Consider the following 18,451-nt stretch of genomic DNA (forward strand, 5'->3'; position numbering starts at 1 on the left):
TCTTCCAAAGCTTTACAGCCGTTCGACGTTTCTCTTCCTTGGCGGAAGCGGGTAATTTTCTTGCATCAATAATATCCATTCGGACATTATACAGAACTACATGGTCGCCGGGTTAATAATGCGCCTAAAAGACAACTCCGCAAATTAAGCGCTTTTAATAAAGACAACGCATCAACACTTCAAAGATCAACTCAACTTCCTCTACCCTCCTTCCTTTCCTATATAAATAGTAAGCTGGTTAAATATGTCGAGAACCACTCCATATGGGCATGCTTTGGCATTTTATGAGGAGTGACTGAATTAACTTGGTTGCACGCCGTTACAAAACAGAAGCACACCACCATTATTGTAAAAGCCTAAGGGATCTGAAATTATCGACAAACTCTCAAAAAACAGATTTTAAATTATTAAAATGAAAGGTAATTTACAAGAATATTTCTTTGCTTGAAAAAAAGATGGCGCGTCGCCCCAAAAGCAAATAATTACCACTAAAATATTTATTACCTGTTAATAACAATCGCATATTGGCTCATGCATGAAATCCTTGACCAACGCTAAGGATAAATAACACAAGCCAAAAGCTTTAGAGATATGCGCCGTGACAGCTGTAAAATAATCAGATGTAATTTTACTAACCAATCAATCAAACGACAATTATCAGAACGGCATGTATTAATCAGGCTTTCAGCTCATCCATTGAATCGATATTCCAGATCTCGTTTATGTTACAGGTCTAGAAAATAAGTTAGATATCAATCATCTATGGTCACAATAATTTCTCCGATCCTAAAATTCTAGGTGAAGTATTGAGGCTGACTTTCATCTCTAAATTTCTTAATCAAAGACACTCCTAACTTTATGCCACACATCACGCAAGAAGAGTTACATTCATCAAAACCTGACGGGGCAGAAACTATACAGCATGAGTTTTCCCCAAAAAATAGTAGACTTAATTTGAATTACCAATCTGAGAGAATGCGGTACCATTTTTTAGTAGGCCGCCTATCACAGAACCAATCAAAATCAACATGCTACTTTTCGCTAAAATCCAGCCTTCTTCCGAGACGCATTTAATCTAGTGTTATTTTTTTCAGGCACCGACAACAAAAAGTAAGCTGAAGATTGAACATTCAAACTGCCCCCCAATAAACATATATATTTAGCTACTTTGTTGATCCCTACTTGATAAGCGGCTCCATGACTGACCCAAGCCTAGCGAGTAGATTACACCTAAGATAAAACATAATACTGAACTAATAAGCCAAAAAGTTAAGGAATTATCCGGGAAAGCCGGCATTATAAAGTAAAAACCTAGCGCCCTCGTAATTAACACCAAAGATATAAGGGTAAGACCTGTACGTAACAATGGAAGTCTGAGAATATGGCCAGCACCGGAAAAAGCATACGCAGACCAAACAAGCAAAACACTCACAATAATACCTGTAACTATTGTAGGGTAAGAATCTCCAGCTTCAGCCATTTGAGCCATTGCCTCTCCGGCACCTAAAAATCGATACCATTCCGCACCAAACAGAATACAACCAACATGCAACCCTGCAACGATCAGAGTAAGCATTCCCGCCAATTCCAAATAATTAAGCCTATCAGTCATATTTGATTCCTTAGAAAGAGCTGGCCCAGCGCCTGGATAAAGCTAGGGCAGCCCCTGGGAGCCCTATAGGGTCGGAGTAACAAGGATCGAGATGCTAACACTTCTTATTTGATCAAACCATTACGATAGCGTGTACCGGCGTACCATTGTATTCAGCAATGAACTCTTTAGTTGTTTCAAATCCAACCTTTTGATAAAACTTGATTGCAGGCCAATTAGATTTTGCAACGAACAACTTAGCTTGGCCACTGATCTTTGCTAGCAGAAACTCAAGTATCGGCTTCCTACCCCCTTCTCCTCTGGCACTCGGGCTTACAAACAGAGTACGAATTTCTTGCTGGAACATTGCGCCATAGCTAAGAGTTGTTTTATCTCCGTAGACGTAAATATCTGTCCCCTTTAGTGCTGCCAACCTTTTCGCATCTTTCTCCAACGACAGAAACTCAAATTCCACAGTTTCAAATCTAAGCTCATTTAGCTTAGAGAGAGTATAGGTCTCCAAGATTTTTGGAAAGTCCGTAGCGATGAACGTTCGAATCATCCTGAATGCTGAATGCTGAATGCTGAATGTTCCAATGTCTATCGACACTAATTTTTTTCAGTGCCACTTCAATTTTATTTTATACGTTGTAAATTTGAAGCAGCAACTATTAATTATATATTCCATATTAAGAGGACAAGTCGATACGTGGTATCGCCCAACGTACAACTCCAGCAACCCATAGAAACCTCCTAGATAAACATTCATAGCTCCCCCCGGGGCTATAAAGCCTTTGTGGCCAAATACAGTAATATTTTCAATTACCTGCTCTAGAAAGAAAATGACACTGAGCCATGTGAGCCAACGCGGGATCTAAACATATTTATCAAACCCTACAACGACTAAAGCTACCGCCATCGCAATTGTTGACCCATTTACCAAAGGCCCCCAATAAGAAGATATGTCAAATAGTGTGCGAGCACTGCCGGTTCTAGTCCTTCAGGATGAAGTGCCAAACCCGCTCACAGCCAAGCCTGTACCTGGGCTGTGAAGGCAAACCCTAGTACACCTACCAGAAAGATATACCTACCCGGCTTAGGTAGCAAAGCTGAAACCTACCCATCAAATATAGCAAGGCCAAGTGAAAAGAAAGCGGCGGTCCAAGCATAAAATCGAGCATTCAATCCATTACTTAAGAGCCAATAGACTATTTGCTCACCACTGGAATCGATGGTTGGATACGAGCTGCCGAGCGCGATAAAACCGGCCACATAAAATGCACCAGTAATCAATATATTTATCAGTAAAATATTTGACGGTTTTATGCTCATATAGGGCAGACCTTTATGAAACGTGAAACATCACCATTTATAGACCTCTGTATCAGGAATGATAACCACCCAGCCTAATAGAGATGTAATGACACTCGCTTTAGCCGTCTATATTATACTCCTGCAGCCTCTTTTCCAGATATAGGCTACACCACTTCGCCTATTAGTAGAATTCATATGAGGCTAAGCTTACATGTGACGACTTAGCCTGGTTTTTTACTTTCCATACCTCCCTTCCCATACTCCCGGTGCTGGATACTTTTCATGGTATGCTTTCAACTCATCTTGAGAGGTATATTTGAAATATGGCCATAAGAACTCACTAAGGTAAGATTCACCAACACCCATTCGCCAGAATATTGAGAATTGAGATTCTTGTAGATTTTTTATCCAAGGTGGCTCTGGTGGGTTTATCTTTAGCTCTGTTTCAAACTTCAATCGCCTTTTCTGATAAAATCGCCTCTTGATCTTTAAAAGTCAATTCCAGTCTTCCTGACTCATTCCCACTGAAAACTTCAAATTATTTGCATTCATTGCTAATGATGGATCTAATAGTTAAATTGTAGGTGTGCTCTTCATGCTTAATAAAGAATATATTTCAGATTTACACTATGCGTCAGATAGTTAACCGTTCTATTCTAATGAGATAAGACCGACTGTAGACAGCATAACCACCCCAGGCAGCACCTATTGAAACGACACAGAAGACAATATAAAAGCTAGATAGCGCTTGATACCTTACTAAAAAGCTAACTGCAAAAAGCATACATATAGCTGCTACACCAACCATTTTCATTTTTCTGTTAATTACCGCATAACCTCTATAAACAGAAGAGTGATATAGCCCGCAAACTACCGAAACAACAATACACAAAGTCAACCCCTCAATATCGAAATTAGGATTAGCCAAAACAATGAAGGGGAAAAGACATCCTGAAGCTGATGAAATTTTCTGTCCTTTGAAGCCGGCCTCCTCCCAGAAAATACTGCAAAGATGATTAGGGTCTCGTTCTGACTCAGTTGATACCTCTACCCAAAGCGGAATCAAAAAAATGACTCCAACCAGAGCTAAGACTAGAAGGCAAAATAAAGTCACCCCGAGTAAAATATCATTCATAATCCAATTTATACTTAAAACCTCAGACACCCACAGCTGAGAACTAACAACCTAGAGTGTACGCTATCGGGTAAAGATATTTACTAACTTATCAGCAGGATTCAACATGAAGCCTCCACTCAGGTGAATAGTGTGAGTAATTATAGTCTTCTGAGTATTCACTGATATAACTGTACCCGGGACCTCGCCCAGATAGTTTGACCAGAAACTGCTGAAAGTTAGCTAGGATATCACCATTTCCATATACTCTTAAAATGTTTCGGCCATTCCAATCATCCATTGAGAAATAGTCGTTAGCTTTGTTCTGAAGAGCCGTAAAAAGTTCCTCTTTTGTTTCATCACAAATAATCTCGATTGATATTTCTGACTCAGACAACATGAGCATTGGCTTATTTGAACTAATAGCCATTCCAACAATATCAGCGAATCGAACGTAATCCTCTGATTTCGCATATAGGACAAGATCATCAATCAACCCATTTGACTGGAACATTTGCCTTGCTTCCATTTTCACTACTTTTCACCCCGCAATATTCTACATCCTAAAAAAGCATATCTTTCACCAACCAATAACAAATGGTGATATTCCGATTTTGGCTGACATATCCAGAACCTTGAGTTCAATGTAGAGGTTAAGTTATATAATGACCCAAACAGAAAGAAACGAACCCTATATAGCTTGTTAATGGTTTTCACTATAAAAAACGGGGAGTCAGAAACAAAGTTTCTTTCACTTCCATCTTGGATTTCATTATTTACACTTAACGATTTATCGTTTCAATGGTCCAATTTTCTCATGCATTTTCAAAAACCCGAAGGACCTTTTCCCCCACCCAAATCATAAAACCCATCATTAAGCAGCTCATGCCACCACCGAGTACTGCCGCAGCCAATGCACTAATACCGTTTGCCTGTCCACCATTTACAGTGATTGCTCCAAGACCAAAAAATCCTAGAATGCCAAGAAACAACCATAACAGCCCAATACTGCAACAACATGCTAAAAAGCAACGTTTGAAAGTAAATGTATTTTGACCTTCATCCATCGCCCCCTGCAAAGGGGTGGATCCAGACAATTTTACAATCTGAGCATTTAGCTCTTGAATCTCCACCCTCTTCTTGGATAGTTCAGACTGAAGCTCACTATATTTTTCTCGGTACTTTTCTTGATCTATTCCATCAATAGCTTCTTGCAACTCTTGAATGGTGTAATCTTCAACTTTCTTCATAGTCAATACGTCATTTATCACAGCTTTTACACATGGCAGGAGCGCAACACAATAAAATAATGGAAAATTAATTTATCCACCCCCAAGCACTCTTCAAGTCTTACTTAAGCCCCTTCAGCTTTTCTTTAAACTCTTGATCTATCGCAGCTAATTGCGGAAGTACAGATTGCACCTGAGCCTCTGATATCTTTGTTATGCCCGCCACGATTTCTGGAAAGCTTTTCGAGAAAGCCTTTCCGTGATCGCTTTTATAGAATGCCAGTATACTTTTCAGCTCTTCTTCCGAGAATACACTTGCGTACAAATCTGCATACTGCCTCTTTACTTCCTCGGACTGAAAAGTAGAGAAGAGCAGATTGTTGGTATCTTCCATGTACTCCCTTATTAATGGCTTGGCTTTTTCAGGTATATCGAACTGCTCCAGTTGACGGACTTGCATAGCACTTAGGTTCTGAACTATAACATCCGTTTGAGAATCAAAATCCATAATCGCAATCAACTCCATAGCCAAATCAACCTTAGGCTGCTGAGCATTTACCCCCATGGAAATAAATGTAATCAGAAATAATATATTTTTCACTTAAACCTCTATATCCTATCTTGAAAGTTAAACATTTCAATCAGTTAAACTATTACGTATACTGAATTCACACCTCACGGCTTGTCTGGCACAGCCATAACAAACTCTATCAGTTCAAACAGTGAGTCTTCGGCACTTAAGACGCCATCCATGTAATCTTCACATATTTGAGTAATTTTGTTTCTTTGACCGAAGGGGACACCTTCAAGCGTTTCAATATCTACACCCACAACTTTAAGCGCCGAAAATACATCTTTGCAGGAATCTCCTGCAATCCTTGCTAGAATATATTCTTTCCTTTTAAAGTTATTCATAACCAACCACCAGAAACGTAGCACCCCACGATTTTGTTGTTATTTTATCTATTATCAAACTGTCATCCCGTTGCATAGATTCCCGAGTAATGTACAAATGTATACCTTGAATCCTTGCCTCCCTCGGTTTTCCCAATTTCAGAGCCCCTCCCAGTCAAGCAAAGAAAGTCGATCCAATTGCTCCAGAAATATTCTCCACGCTTGTAACCAAGTTCCTTTCCCTTCCAAAAATTGAGGTCTTCTCCAGCAAGCATTCGATAATGGATAGCGTGCAGGAAGATCTTTCTATCGTACTCTGGAGTGTAAAACACATAAGATGCCTTCAAAGCATGCTCGATTCCCAATGGGCTATGGATCTCCCCTTTTTTTAGCCTTCAAAGGCAAGGTTGGATCAATTCCCATTGATCGTCAATTAATCCCAACTTTCATTTTTTCTCTACTGTCGGTATTTTTCTATGTAATTCCATGAGAGAAACAGATTTCAAGCTATGAATAACCCTCTAACAATCAATACGCTCAAGCGATTTCTAAAGCAATTTTGGCATTGTCTTTTAAACATACAAGACTAGTTCAGCACTTTTTACTAAACACCGCCGTAATGAAATCACTTTGTGCTAGCGAACCTCGAATATATATATTTTCTTAGACTCACCATCTAATGGGACCCACACTTCTTTAACGCCCTTAAAGTCCAAAACCAAATCAGCTTCCTCTAAAATCCTCTGACCATAGAGGGATCTATCCGAGTAAACCCCTCCACAGTTGTAGTAGTTTGGCGGCTCTTTTTTAGGGAAATTTACTGTGAACTCGCTGCTTTCTGGTTTACTAATTTCTATTTCATAATCTTTGAGTGCAGTTTCAAAAATATAATTCTTGCCTTCAAAATTTAAGATGTTAGGCAGCCCAGGTTCTTTCCGCCCCTGAGAAGCACAGCCAAATAAAGCCAACAATATAAGACCGATTATAATCCGACTCACTTAACCCCCATTTAAAACCCACGCGATAAAATTACATCTGAAAAATAAAAAATAACCCACCTTGTTACAACTTGGTATTACCACCATCTTTCTTTCGGAGCTCTACTAGCTCCTTCAATTTTATTGATATCTCTTCACTTCTTCCCGTGAAATACTCCATCAACTTTAAATTATCTTTATGCCAGGCTTCCATTTGCGCTCCAGCTGCTTTGGAAATCGCCTCACTTATACTATCCAACTTTTTAAACACAGGCCGTCGATGAATTTCTCTTAACTCCACCAACTCTTCAATAGTGAGCAATGAAACAACATCATCAACTAATATTTTTTCAAAATCCTTGGAATCAAACTTTAATACTTTTGAAGCAATCACATCCATGTACAGCTGCTCTTGCATAGCAATAATTTCCGGTGGTGCTTCACTGGACTCATAGAAAGGCTCATATAACTCTATAAAGGCCTCTCTTTTCTCATCAAAGCGCTCTTTGAGAGTAGCAAATTCTTTCTTGGTAGCTTCATTAATAAATATTTCACGAGCCAAATCCTCACTTGTTTGAGAAAAGACAATCCCCGGTATAAGCAAGCAGATTGACAATAAGCCTTTAATAACTCTATTCATTTAACTATTAACCTAGGATCTTCTTTATATGTCTTGCAGCTACCAAACCCAAACAATATACTCAATGCAGGCACCTTTATATCATTCTTTTCTACATCTCTAACCTGTTTAAACATCAGACATAGATCTTCAGCAAATGAAAGCTATTGACGATAGAGTCACCAAGTAGACAGATAACACCAGCTCTATAGATATCCGTTTTCTTTACTTTAGATAAAGCTGCCAACTTCATTAAAGATCAATGAGTTAGCCCGCATCCAAGTGCTACAAACAGACGAAACTGGTTTTGGCTTTAGATACCTTGAGCGGGATTAGGCTAAAAAGCGGGATAGATGTCAACTTATAAAAATAAGGAAACATATCTACGCTTGCGTTTAGAAGTATTACCTGGTGAGCAAGTGGGATATATTTTTAAAAATACGGAATCTGATAAAAAATTAATCCGAGAGGAAATTCAGGCCAGCTTAAAGGGAAAGGCTTCACCCAATCTCAGCGAGCAGATTTCTGCTCGCTGAGTACTTATAAACACTTTAGCTAAATGAGTCACTAATCAGCTTCCAGATTCAAAAAGTACGACCCAAAATACGCTTAGCTGCATCTAGGGCGAAATCTTTATAGTCCGCCTCCACCTGTGCCATCTCCAGCTCATACTGGAACTGTTCTTTGCGTGGGAGTGCTTTCCATTCTTTTAAAATTGGAATATGGCTGGTTTTTTCTGCGATGGTATAGAAAGCGACAAACTCTTCACGCACTGTGTCTTCTACTTGAAGCGCATCCAGGAGTACGCGAATACGAATGGAAGCTTCAGTAAGCCCTACCCCATCATCCAATAGGGAACGCGCGATAATCTGAATGCTGTCGTTCACTCTTTGGCGCTGCTCTTGCGCGGCTTGCTCCAATTCTGCCAGCTGTTCGGCCTGTTTTTTCTGCGCAGCTGAGAGCTTACGCAGATAGTAGCCGGCAATAACGGCAAGGGTGAAAACGATTAAAGCCGCAATAACCAGCAACCAGATAGGAAATTCCGTCATTAGATATACACCTTAAACAGAGCCAGTCCGATGCTGGCAGATACAACAGAAAGCAATGTGCTGAGACCAATAATATTGGCGGCCAGCTGGCTGTTACCACCCATGGAGTGGGCCATAACAAATGCCGATATAGCGCAGGGCGAGCCTGTAATCAGCATCAAGTAGCCGAGATAATTAGGGCCCAGTCCCATGCCCCAGCCAATGGCTACAGAGAGTGCGGGTACAGCCACCAGTTTTAAAAGTGAAGACATCAGGGCTGTTGGGGAACTGCGCAACAGGTGGCCAAACTTCATGCTGGCACCTATGCAGATCAACCCCATGGGAAGACTGGCAGAGGCCAGGATTTTGATCGTATCAAGCACGACTTCCGGTAGCTGGATATGCGCTATACGAAAAAGGATGGCGAGCAGTACGGCGATAATCAGCGGATTCTTACCCAGCTCAGCCAGTAACATACCCAGGCCAAATTTCTTATTTTTATCGTAAAAAACAAAAAGGATCACCGCGAACACATTGAACTGAATCGTAAGTGCAGCCACCAACACCGCGGAGTTTGAAACGCCGGCATCACCAAAGGCTTTATCCACCCAGGCAAGGCCTACGATAGCCACGTTACCCCGGAAGGCTCCCTGAATAAATGCGCTTCTATCTTTCACTGCAATTGGCTTGGCCAATAACCAGGAAAGCGGCAATACGGCGAAAGTCCCCAAAACCGCTGCGGTGATCAGGGGGATTTCTTTGGAAGGTTGCGCGCTGGAGCTATAGATACTGTTAAACAGCAGCGCCGGCAGCATTACGTTGAAAACCAGTGCGGTGGCGTCATTTATAAACGGCTGATGCAGCATGCCCTGCCGCGTGAGCAGATAGCCGCCGATGATCATTAAGAAGATCGGACCGGTAACCAGCAGGGCAAAAGCCAGGTTTTCCATCGTAAATTAATCGTCCAGCGCCATTTCAGCCTGGGGAAGTGCCTTGAGCGCGGACTCTTCCGCTTTCTCACGCAACTCTGCGGAAATTTGCTTGCGGGTCTTGGCGCCGAGTTTGCGCAGGCTATCGATACGTTTCACCGCATTGCCGCGGCCGCTGACCAATCGCTTATAAGTCTGCTGGTAAGCGTCATCCGCTTGGCGCAGGCGGTCACCAAGAGCATCCAGCGACTCCAGTACCATAGCAAACTGGTCGTGCAGCTTGCCGGCCTCGTCGGCGATTTTTTCCGCGTTCTTGTTTTGTTTCTCGTAGCGCCAAATATTCTCGACGGTGCGCAGTGTCGCCATTAGGCTGGTGGGGCTTACAAGGACAATCTGCTTCTCGTACGCGAAGCGGAACAGGTCCGGGTCCGCCTGCATGGCAAGCATATAGGCGGCTTCGATGGGCACGAAAATAAAGACGAAATCCAGGGTGCGCACACCTTCCAGCTGTTCATAGGCTTTCTTGTTTAGACCGGTGATATGGGCGCGCAGGGAGTTCACATGTTGCTTCAGGGCCTGGGTGCGCTCCTCGTCGGTCTCTGCCGAGCTATAGCGCTCGTAATCCACCAGGGAGACCTTGGAATCGATAATCAGGTCTTTATTTTCCGGCAGGCGCACGATCACATCTGGCTGACGCCTACGGCCATCACTGGTGAGAGTTACCTGGGTTTCGTATTCACGGCCCTTTTGCAGGCCGGATTCTTCCAGCAACCGCTCCAGTACCACCTCCCCCCAGTTACCCTGGATCTTGCGGTCTCCTTTTAGGGCCGAAGTCAGGTTCAGGGCTTCATCGCTGATGCGTTGGGTCTGCTCACGCAGTGCCTTGATCTGCCCAAGTAGGCTATTGCGCTCAGCATTTTCTCGATCGTAGACATGTTCTACCCGCTTACGGAAATCCCCCAGCTGGCGCTCTAGCGGATCGAGACTTTTGCGCAGGCTATCTTCACTGCGGCGCACGAAGCTCTGCTGCTTCTCCTCGAAAATCCGGTTGGCCAGATTCTCGAACTGTTCCCCCATAGCAACGCGCATCTGCTCCATCAGCTTGCGCTGCTCTGCCAGGGCCTGCTCACCTTTTTCAACCAGCACTTGGCTGCGAGTCAGCTGCTGTAATTTTGCCGCCAGCTCACTACGCAAAGAATCCACCTCTTCACTCAACTGAGATTCCCGCTCGCGGCTGTTATCCAGGCGTGCCTGTATCACCTGCTGCGCTGCTAATGCTTCTTGCTGCGCCGTTTGCGCTTGCAGGATACGGTGGCGCCCAGCAGAACGGCCAACCCAGAAAGCAAAACCCAGCAAAACCAACAAGGCGACAGCCGCCAATAGCGCGTGATCAGCATTTAGTTGCAGCGGGAACGCTGGCATATAGAGGTACTCCCAGACCCGGAATAGAAGTGTGAAGCAGGCTTCTGCTCAGACCAAGCGCCCGCAATCGACATACCCACTACTAGCCGTGGGCGAGGCGGCCATTCTAACAGCTTGGCCAGGGAAAGTACTCTTAACCCCAATGCGGCCCATTGAGATCCGTGGCGCAGCAGTAACTTACAAAGGGTTTTAGGGTATTCTTGGAGGATTGGTTTCGATGTTGGTACTCCTGAACGCATGCACAGACACAGCGCCCACCCAGACAGCCCAGCCCCCAGCGCCCTGATCTTTGATTCTGGCGTGGGCGCCATCAGCATTGCGCGGGAAATCCGCCGCCTGATGCCGGGCCTGACCTTGCACCTGGGTGTGGACAACGGCTTTTACCCCTACGGCAATAAAAGCGAAGAGGAGCTGCGCCCCCGGATCGTCCAGCAAGCCCAAGCCATGATGGAGCACTGCGAGGCCGACATTTTAGTGGTGGGCTGCAATACCGCCAGCACCCTGGCCCTGCCCCAGCTGCGTGAATCTTTAGATAAGCCCGTGGTGGGTGTTGTGCCCGCAGTCAAACCCGCCGCGGCCGCCAGCCGCACACGCACTATCGCCCTGATTGCCACCGAAGGCACCGTCAATCGCCGCTACACCCGCGAACTGATCGAGCAATTTGCCAATGGCAACCGGGTGATCAACGTCCCTGCGCCGGAGCTGGTGCACCTGGCAGAGAGCAAATTGCGTGGAGAAGTGATTACGGCAAAGGATTTGGAGCCGGTATTACACCGGGTATTCCACACCGCCGGAGGCGATCAGGTGGATATAGCCGTATTGGCCTGCACCCACTTTCCCCTACTGCGTGAAGAGCTGGACCAGTTCGCCCCGCGCTCGATCCAATGGCTGGATTCCGGTGAAGCCATCGCCCGACGCGTACGCTGGTGGCTGGAAGAACTCAACCTGGTACTGCCAGATGCCCCAGGCACCGGCCGCCTGATTACCAGTAGTGCTGACCATACCGGCAATATCGAACTCGCCTTCCGCGAATTCGCCCCGATTGCCGAACCTCTCGCGTCGAGCCCCTAGGGCCGCCAAAAACAAGGTTGACAGCTCCGTCACAAATCGCGACCGTTCCCCGAATAACAAGCCCTAACCGGTACCCGAATTCATGCTGAAGCCGGCATTTCCCGCTCTCGAAATATTTGCGCAGCTGCCCCCCGGCGGACTGCTGCTCACCCCCAACAACCGTTTGCGCAACCGCTGCCAACAGGTGTTTGCCGCGCAGCAGTCGCCTGGTGCCTGCTGGATGCCGCCGCCGGTGGAATCCCTGCGCAGTTGGCTGGACAAGCTCTGGTTCCAACTGCAACAGCGCAACTGGCAGCCCGCCCTGCAGCAGGTGTTGAATCGTGAGCAGCGACAATTACTCTGGCAGCGCGCCTTGGACGAATCCCTGGATCGGCAACTGCTCAACAGCCAGCAGCTGTGCCGGGATGCCGATAGTGCCCTGGCGCAGCTACTCCAATGGCAGCTGATCTCCGATCTCTCACAAATTGATGAAGCGCTATCTCCCCTACTGGAACAGTTCGCACTCTCTATGCGCAGCAACGAACTGCCGCTGTGCGCCATGATCAAGGCCTTTGCCACTGAGCTTCAGGCCCACGGCGCCATCACGCCAGACCAGCGCGATCAACTGATCCTGCGCGCATTCCGCGAAGGCATTCTGGAACCCCTGCCGCAGATTGATACTGCCGGCTTTGCCCAGATTTCGCCCCTCGCCAATGCCCTGATTCACGCAGGTGCCGCAAGCGTTTTCGAAAGACCGGGAATCACCCAGCAAAGCACATTATCCGTAGCCGCCTGTGCCGACTTGGATGAAGAGCTCTACCAGGCCGCCCTTTGGGCCGGGCAGAAATTGGCCGAAAATCCCGGCCACAGCGTCGGCATAGTGGTGAACAATCTGGGCCAATGCCGTGCCCAGGTGGAAGCGGTATTTTCCCGCGTGCTCGAACCCCAATACCTGGACCCACAGCAACCGCGCTACACATTGCCGTTTAACTTCTCTGCCGGTACACCCCTGGCGCAGACACCGGTCGGCAGCGCCGCCTTACAATTGCTATCGCTACTGCAAGACGAATGGGATTACCCTCAATTGCAAAACATCCTGTTCAGCCCCTTCTGGGGTGACGACAGTGAAACCTGGCTGCGCAGCGCCCTGTTCCGCCGCCTACAAAAACTGGAACTGCGCCGCATCGACGGCGCAACCCTGCGCTACTGGGCCGAGCGCACCGCAGAAGTCCTCCACTTGGAATCGCCGCAACTACCCCGCCAGCTGGAACAAATGGCCGAACGCGCCCGCCGCTGGCGGCGAGCGCCCGCTGAAATTTGGGCCGCGCGTTTTTCCGAAACGCTTACCGCATTAAATTGGCCCGGCAGCCGTAACCCGGACAGCCAGGAATACCAGCAGCTGATGCAGTGGGAATCCATCCTGGAAGAGTTCGCCGCACTCAGCGCTTGCGGTGGCAACCTTACCCTCACCCAGGCCCTACAATTGCTGCGTCAGATTGCCAGCCGCACCCCCTTCCAAGCGGAAACCCGCGATGGCCCCCTGCAAATTCTCGGGGTACTGGAAGCCGGCGGCCTCGCTTTCGATCACCTGCGCCTGGTCGGCTTCGGCCAACAGCAGTGGCCACCGGCACCGGCGCCCAATCCGCTGTTGCCGATTCAATGGCAAAAACACTGGAAAATGCCCCGCGCCAGCGCCGAACGGGAATTGGAACTGGCCCGCGAACTCACCACCGACCTGCTCAATGCCAGCGGTGATATCGTCGTGAGTTACACCTGCGAAGAAGACGGTGTTCAGCAAGGCCTCAGCAGCTTGTTTGAGAGCCCGCAAAAAGCCCAGCACTTTGCCGAAGGTGCCCTGCACAATCACTACAACCAGCTGGCGCAAGCCTGCCAACTGGAAAAAGTCGAAGACAAAAAGCTACCGCCACTCACCCCCGCCGAATGCGAACAAGTGCGCGGCGGTGCCTCGGTACTCAAGGCCCAGGCCCTGTCCCCGTTAAATGCGCAATTGCGCTTCCGCCTCGGCGCCAGCAGTTTTACCCAACCGGATATCGGCCTCGGCCCCGCCGAGCGCGGCAATGTGGTGCACCAGGTGCTGGCGGAATTCTGGCAGCAGTGCGGCACCCTCGCACAACTGCAAGCCATGGACGACGAGCAACACCAAGCGCAAATCGAACGCGCGGTAGAACGGTCCCTCGGCAGTGTGCGCAAAAAATACAATCACCTGCCGATCGGATTTTGGACCATGGAAAAGCAGCGCCTGGAGCGCCTGCTGCAGCAATGGCTGTCCGTGGAACTGGACAGGCCCAACTTCTCCGTAGAAAAAGTCGAATGGGAACAAGCCGTGGAAATCGGCGGACTGCACTTTAACCTTCGCCTGGACCGGCTGGACCAACTCGCCAGCGGCGAACAGCTGGTCATCGATTACAAAACCGGCATCCCCAGTATTCGCGACTGGCTTACTCAGCGCATCCGCGAACCCCAGCTGCCGCTCTACGCCCTCTTTCAACCGGACGCCCACGCCATCGCCTTCGGCCAAGTACGCAACGGCGACTGCAAATGGAATGGCTGCGGAGACCTGGAGCACCCCATCGCCGGCATTAAAGCCGTGGGCGATACCGAAAAAGAATCCCCCTACGGCACCTGGAGCAATCTGGTGGAGCACTGGCGCTACAGCCTGGAATCCCTCGCCACCGAATATCGCAGTGGTGTAGCCACCCTCGCCTTTGATCGCCCCACCGATAACCACAGTGAACTCTGGCCCCTGAACCGCTGGCCGGAAAGGGAGCAAGTAAGCGAATGAACGAAGTTGTGACCACTCCCGCCCTGCGCCGCCCCATCGATGCCGACGCCCGCAGCCAAGCCCTGGATATCAGCCGTAGCTTTGCCGTATCTGCCCCGGCGGGCTCCGGTAAAACCGGCCTGCTCACCCAGCGCGTATTAAAGTTGCTCGCCGCCTGCCAGCAACCAGAAGAGGTGCTGGCCATTACCTTCACCCGCAAAGCCGCCGGTGAAATGCGCGAGCGCCTGATCGACGCCCTGCACAGTGCCCGCGACCAAGCCCGGCCAGATAACCCTCACGATGCCATCACCTGGGATTTGGCCCACGCCCTGCTGAAGCGGGATCGCGAACTGGAATGGGAACTACTGCAAACACCCCAGCGCCTGCGCATTCAAACCATCGACGGCCTCTGCCGCAGCCTCGCCAGCCAACTGCCGATCGAAAGCGGCCTGGGCGCACCGGGTGAACCCCTGGAGCGCACCCAAATCGCCTTTGAGCTAGCGGTGGTGAACCTGCTCAAACACCTCGATGGCGAAACCCCAGACGCAGATCTACAGCAGCTACTGCTCCACCTGGACAACGATCTGGGCCAGCTCAATAAACTGCTGCGTATTTTGTTGGACAAGCGCGAGCAATGGCTCGGCCCACTCTTGAGCATCAACTTCGACGGCGCCCAGGATTATTTCCATTTTGTCATCGACGAACTGGTAGCAGAAAAGCTGCAAGACCTCACCACAGCCCTCGGCAGTGTCGCCGGGGAACTGCTGGAGCTGGCCAGCTATGCCGGCAGCAATTTACAAAAAGAAAATCCCAGCCACGGCCTGTGCCTCTTCGCCGAACTGGACGATTTCCCCAGCACAGACAGCAGCGGCCTGCCCGCCTGGCTCGCCCTCGGCAGCCTGCTTCTCACCACTACCGGTGATTTGCGCAAAGGCGGCGGCATCAATAAAAAACTCGGTTTTGGCCTGCCAGATAAAAAAGATCCCGAGCGCCCCATTGCCGAAGAATACAAACAGCGGATGCAAGACCTGCTGACGGAACTGGCCGGCAATGAACCGCTGCTCTCCGCCCTGCGGGAAGTGGGCAAGCTCCCTAACGGACTGCAACAGAGCCAATGGCAACTGCTGCAAGGGCTCGCCCAGGTACTGCCAAAACTGGTCGCCGAATTAAAATTGGTCTTCCAGCAGCTGGGCGCCACCGACTATACCGAAGTGGCCCAGGCCGCACTGATCGCCCTGGGCGATAGCGATAACCCCACAGACCTGGCCCTAAAACTGGACCTGCAAACCCAGCATATTCTGGTGGACGAGTTCCAGGACACCTCCCACACCCAGCTACAACTGCTGGAAAAGCTCACTGCCGGCTGGCAACAGGGAGACGGCCGCACTCTATTTATTGTCGGCGACGGCATGCAGTCCTGTTACGGCTTCCGCAATGCCAACGTGGGTATTTTCCTGGATGCGCGCAAACGCGGTATCGGTGAAGTCCCCCTGGAAGCCCTCGATCTCCAGGTCAATTTCCGCTCCGAAAGCGCAGTGGTGAACTGGGTCAACGAGACTTTCCAAAGGGCCTTTCCGCAAGCGGACAATATCGGTCGCGGCGCCGTGCGCTATCTGCAATCCGAAGCGTTTAAAGGCAGTAAATGGGCCGAGCCCTCGGTCAATTTTTACGGCTGCATTGATGACGAAGACCGCAACCGCGAAGCCACCCAAGCGGTTGAACTGGTGCAGCAATTACAAGCGCAAGATCCGGAAAGCCGTATCGCCATTCTGGTGCGCAAGAAAAAACACCTACAAAAGATTCTGCCGTCCCTAAGCGCAGCCAATATTGCCTTCCAGGCCCCAGAGTTGGCGCCGCTCGCCAGTAAAATGGTGGTGCTGGATTTACTCAGCCTCACCCGAGCCCTGCTCGACCCCAGCGACCGAATCAGCTGGTTGGCCCTACTCCGCGCCCCCTGGTGCGGACTGCAACTGCCAGACCTTTACACCCTGGCCAACTGGGGCAATGGGGATATCACCGTAACCGACACCAGCGCGCGTCCACTGTTAATGGCATTGCAGGAAGTGGACGATATCGCCCTGCTCAGCGACGAAGGGCGCATACGCCTGGCCCAAGTGGCCCCCAAACTGCTGCACGCCTGGCAACAGCGCGGCCGCAAACCCCTGCGCACCTGGATTGAAGGCCTCTGGCTGGAACTGGGTGGCCCCGCCACCGTAGCGCAAAAATCTGACCTGAATAATGTGCAGGATTTTCTGCAATTATTAGAAGCCTTCGATACCGGCGGAGCCATTACCGACTGGCAACAGTTCACCCTGGCCCTGGAACAACTCTACGCCCGCCCCGCCCAGGATGCCAAAGTGCAGGTGATGACCATTCACAAATCCAAAGGGCTGGAGTTCGAACACGTAATGATCCCAGGCCTGGATCAGGGCGGCAAACCCGGCAGTGATCAACTGCTGCGCTGGAGCGAATGGCTCAACCGCGAAGGCGAAAGCCGCTTCCTCCTCGCCCCCAAAAATGAACGCGGCGGCCGTGACCCAGTTTTTGAATACCTGAAGCACGACAACAGCGAGCGCGAACGCCTGGAAGGCACCCGCCTGTTGTATGTAGGCTGCACCCGCGCCATCCGCTCGCTGCATCTTTTAGCCTGCATCAACCGGGATGAAAAAAAGGGCCACCTAAAAGCCCCCGGCAGCGCCGCCCTACTCGCCGGCATTTGGCCCAGTGTTTTGCACCATCAGGAAAGCGACTGGTGCCGCTGGCTGGAAGCGGAAGAACCCCTGCTAAACCAGGACGAAGCCAGCAGAGATCACGACTACCTACTGCGCCTGCCCAACCAATGGCAACCCCAAGCCATGCCCCGGCAGGAATGGCTGGCCCAATACCGCATGCCAGACTACCAATCCAAATCTGAGGAAGAGGACAATATTCCCGAGCTAGGCCAGGTAGCCCTGCGCTGGTTAAAACACGCCGGCACCGTAGCCCACGAAACCCTTGCCACCATTGCCGAAACCAATATCAACGACTGGACACCCAGCAAACTGGAAGCCCAACGCCCCCTATGGCAACTGCGCCTGAAACAATTAGGACTATCCGCCACCAGCCTGGACCGCGCCGCCGAGAAAGTGGAAATCGCCGTACGCAACAGCCTCAACTGCCCCACGGGCCGCTGGCTATTGGATGGCACATTAAGGGAGTCTGCCTGCGAACTGGAACTGCACAGCGGTGGCCGACAGTTACGGCGCTCCATTGTGGACCGCACCTTTATCGACAATGAAGGTACTCGCTGGATAGTCGACTACAAAACCGCAGAGCCCTGTGGTGAGGAAAGCCAGGAGGAATTTATTGCGGCTCAGCTGGAGCAGTATCGGAATCAGTTGGAGAATTACCGCAAGCTCTTTTATGCGCGGGGGGAGCGGAATATTCGGTGTGCGCTGTATTTTCCGTTGATGCAGAGGTTGGTGGAGTTGGATTAGGGCATACTAGGCATCGTGCAGGGCTG

16 protein-coding genes are annotated in these 18,451 nt (G+C 49.4%); 4 read left to right on the forward strand and 12 right to left on the reverse strand.

Annotation, left to right across the window (positions count from 1 at the left end):
- Positions 1–1,159 precede the first annotated feature (1,159 nt).
- The 9 genes from LC073_RS13135 to LC073_RS13175 form a co-directional block, all read right to left on the reverse strand.
- A complete protein-coding gene (locus tag LC073_RS13135) occupies positions 1,160–1,612 on the reverse strand; it encodes a hypothetical protein (protein ID WP_226647703.1) in 453 nt (150 codons plus the stop codon).
- Positions 1,613–1,724: 112 nt separating this feature from the next.
- The gene (locus LC073_RS13140) at positions 1,725–2,066 is read right to left on the reverse strand and encodes a GNAT family N-acetyltransferase (protein WP_226647704.1); all 342 of its coding nucleotides are present in this window, start codon (positions 2,064–2,066) and stop codon (positions 1,725–1,727) included.
- A 1,473-nt stretch (positions 2,067–3,539) separates the two neighbouring features.
- On the reverse strand, positions 3,540–4,040 hold the full coding sequence (locus LC073_RS13145) for a hypothetical protein (RefSeq protein ID WP_226647705.1): 501 nt from the start codon (positions 4,038–4,040) through the stop codon (positions 3,540–3,542).
- Positions 4,041–4,131: 91 nt separating this feature from the next.
- Positions 4,132–4,554 carry a hypothetical protein gene (locus LC073_RS13150; protein WP_226647706.1) on the reverse strand — a complete coding sequence of 141 codons (423 nt, stop codon included), beginning with the start codon at positions 4,552–4,554 and terminating at the stop codon, positions 4,132–4,134.
- A gap of 280 nt (positions 4,555–4,834) precedes the next feature.
- A complete protein-coding gene (locus tag LC073_RS13155; protein WP_226647707.1) occupies positions 4,835–5,269 on the reverse strand; it encodes a hypothetical protein in 435 nt (144 codons plus the stop codon).
- A gap of 100 nt (positions 5,270–5,369) precedes the next feature.
- Positions 5,370–5,849, reverse strand: a complete 480-nt coding sequence (locus tag LC073_RS21815; RefSeq protein ID WP_226647708.1) for a DUF2059 domain-containing protein — start codon at positions 5,847–5,849, stop codon at positions 5,370–5,372.
- A gap of 74 nt (positions 5,850–5,923) precedes the next feature.
- Positions 5,924–6,163, reverse strand: a complete 240-nt coding sequence (locus tag LC073_RS13165) for a hypothetical protein (RefSeq protein WP_226647709.1) — start codon at positions 6,161–6,163, stop codon at positions 5,924–5,926.
- Between the two features lie 614 nt (positions 6,164–6,777).
- Positions 6,778–7,140, reverse strand: coding sequence for a hypothetical protein (locus LC073_RS13170; RefSeq protein ID WP_226647710.1), 363 nt, complete (start codon positions 7,138–7,140; stop codon positions 6,778–6,780).
- 64 nt (positions 7,141–7,204) lie between these two features.
- Complete coding sequence (locus tag LC073_RS13175) at positions 7,205–7,759, reverse strand: hypothetical protein (protein WP_226647711.1); 555 nt, start codon at positions 7,757–7,759, stop codon at positions 7,205–7,207.
- Positions 7,760–8,091: 332 nt separating this feature from the next.
- Here LC073_RS13175 and LC073_RS13180 point away from each other — a divergent pair, with 332 nt between their 5' ends.
- The gene (locus tag LC073_RS13180) at positions 8,092–8,274 is read left to right on the forward strand and encodes a hypothetical protein (protein ID WP_226647712.1); all 183 of its coding nucleotides are present in this window, start codon (positions 8,092–8,094) and stop codon (positions 8,272–8,274) included.
- 48 nt (positions 8,275–8,322) lie between these two features.
- On the opposite strand, the gene LC073_RS13185 is transcribed toward LC073_RS13180, so the two are convergent.
- Genes LC073_RS13185 through LC073_RS13195 form a run of 3 tightly spaced genes read right to left on the reverse strand, consistent with a single transcriptional unit; the run spans position 8,323 to position 11,117 of the window.
- On the reverse strand, positions 8,323–8,787 hold the full coding sequence (locus LC073_RS13185; protein ID WP_226647713.1) for a DUF2489 domain-containing protein: 465 nt from the start codon (positions 8,785–8,787) through the stop codon (positions 8,323–8,325).
- The gene (locus LC073_RS13190; RefSeq protein ID WP_226647714.1) at positions 8,787–9,716 is read right to left on the reverse strand and encodes an AEC family transporter; all 930 of its coding nucleotides are present in this window, start codon (positions 9,714–9,716) and stop codon (positions 8,787–8,789) included. Before LC073_RS13190 ends, LC073_RS13185 begins: the two co-directional genes overlap by 1 nt.
- Positions 9,717–9,722: 6 nt before the next feature.
- Complete coding sequence (locus LC073_RS13195) at positions 9,723–11,117, reverse strand: DNA recombination protein RmuC (RefSeq protein WP_226647715.1); 1,395 nt, start codon at positions 11,115–11,117, stop codon at positions 9,723–9,725.
- Between the two features lie 237 nt (positions 11,118–11,354).
- Here LC073_RS13195 and murI point away from each other — a divergent pair, with 237 nt between their 5' ends.
- From murI to LC073_RS13210, 3 genes are all read left to right on the forward strand, one after another.
- Positions 11,355–12,188, forward strand: coding sequence for a glutamate racemase (gene murI, locus LC073_RS13200; RefSeq protein ID WP_226647716.1), 834 nt, complete (start codon positions 11,355–11,357; stop codon positions 12,186–12,188).
- Positions 12,189–12,270: 82 nt separating this feature from the next.
- Positions 12,271–14,970 carry a PD-(D/E)XK nuclease family protein gene (locus LC073_RS13205; RefSeq protein WP_226647717.1) on the forward strand — a complete coding sequence of 900 codons (2,700 nt, stop codon included), beginning with the start codon at positions 12,271–12,273 and terminating at the stop codon, positions 14,968–14,970.
- Positions 14,967–18,425 carry a UvrD-helicase domain-containing protein gene (locus LC073_RS13210; RefSeq protein ID WP_226647718.1) on the forward strand — a complete coding sequence of 1,153 codons (3,459 nt, stop codon included), beginning with the start codon at positions 14,967–14,969 and terminating at the stop codon, positions 18,423–18,425. Before LC073_RS13205 ends, LC073_RS13210 begins: the two co-directional genes overlap by 4 nt.
- Positions 18,426–18,451: the final 26 nt, after the last annotated feature.

This window comes from Microbulbifer variabilis (assembly GCF_020524905.1).
Classification (GTDB): Bacteria; Pseudomonadota; Gammaproteobacteria; order Pseudomonadales; family Cellvibrionaceae; genus Microbulbifer; species Microbulbifer variabilis_A.